Below are 1606 nucleotides of genomic sequence, written 5' to 3'. Positions count from 1 at the left end.
TGAGGGCGGGTTCCTGCACGAGGCCGGGGAGTTCGACCCTGGGTTCTTCGGGATCTCGCCGCGTGAGGCGCTGGCGATGGACCCGCAGCAGCGGCTCCTTCTTGAGGTGTCGTGGGAGGCGATCGAGCGGGCGGGGATGGACCCGGCGTCGCTGCGTGGCAGCCGTACCGGTGTGTTCGCCGGAGTGTCGTATCACGACTACGCGTCAAGCGTGGAGTTCCCGCCGGATGTGATGAGCTTCTTCGGTACCGGCAATGCCGGGAGTGTGTTGTCGGGCCGGATCTCGTACACGCTGGGCCTGGAGGGCCCGGCGATGACGGTGGACACCGCGTGTTCGTCGTCGCTGGTCACGATGCACCTGGCGGCGCAGGCGCTGCGTAACGGGGAGTGCTCGCTGGCGGTGGCCGGTGGTGTGACGGTGATGGCGTCGCCGGGTGCGTTCATCGACTTCAGCACGCAGGGTGGCCTGGCCGACGATGCGCGATGCAAGGCGTTCGCCGAGGCGGCCGATGGCACGAGCTGGTCCGAGGGCATCGGTGTGGTGGTGCTGGAGCGGTTGTCGGAGGCGCGCCGCAACGGGCACCAGGTGCTGGCGGTGCTGCGGGGTTCGGCGGTCAACCAGGACGGTGCGTCCAACGGGCTGACCGCGCCGAACGGTCCGTCGCAGCAGCGGGTGATCCGCCAGGCGCTGGCCGGTGCGGGCCTGAAGCCCGCCGAGGTGGACGTGGTCGAGGGGCATGGCACCGGTACGACGCTGGGTGACCCGATCGAGGCGCAGGCGCTGCTGGCGACGTATGGCCAGGATCGGCCGGAGGACCGTCCGCTGCTGCTGGGCTCGATCAAGTCGAACCTCGGCCACACCCAGGCCGCCGCGGGTGTGGCGGGTGTGATCAAGATGGTCATGGCGATGCGGCACGGGGTGCTGCCCCGGACGTTGCACGTGGATGAGCCGTCGTCGCATGTGGACTGGTCGGCGGGCGCGGTGGAGTTGTTGACCGAGTCCAGGTCCTGGCCTCAGGTGGACCGGCCCTGGCGGGCGGGGGTGTCCTCGTTCGGCATCAGCGGCACCAACGCGCACGTGATCATCGAGCAGGCCCCGGAACTCGAAGAGGTTCCGCAGGACCGGGTGCCTGCTACGGGTGTGGTTCCGGTGCTGGTGTCGGGCCGGTCGGTGGAGGCGTTGCGGGCGCAGGCCGAGCGGCTGGTGTCGTTCCTGGACGATGAGCCTGGTCCGGGCCTGGCCGACACCGCGTTCTCGCTGGCCACGACGCGGTCGGCGTTCGAGCATCGGGCGGTGGTGGTCGCGGCTGATCGTGATGGTGTGCTGGCCGGTCTTGGTGCGCTGGCCGAGGGCCTGCCGGGTGTGGATGTGGTGGCCGGGGTGGCCGGGGCGGAGCCGCAGCTCGCCTTCCTGTTCACCGGTCAGGGCAGCCAGCGGGCGGGGATGGGCCGGGAGTTGTACAACCGTTTCCCGGTGTTCGCGGCGGCGTTGGACGAGGTGGTCGCGGAGTTGGATCCGTTGCTTGGCGGGTCGTTGCGTGAGGTGTTGTTCGCCGAGCCGGGTTCGGCGGAGGCGGGGTTGCTGGATCGGACGGAGTGGGCGCAG

Annotated in this window: 1 protein-coding gene; it reads left to right on the top strand. The window is 70.2% G+C overall.

The genetic code is table 11. The annotated features are described in order from the left end of the window. Positions 1–1606: type I polyketide synthase (locus AB0K21_RS44635; RefSeq protein ID WP_364159297.1), on the top strand; the 1606-nt coding region annotated here is incomplete at both ends.

It is taken from the genome of Streptosporangium sp. NPDC049248, from assembly GCF_040678965.1.
Lineage (GTDB): Bacteria > Actinomycetota > Actinomycetes > Streptosporangiales > Streptosporangiaceae > Streptosporangium > Streptosporangium fukuiense.
Note: the sequence above shows the minus strand (reverse complement) of the source record. Positions and strands in the feature narration are given on the sequence as shown.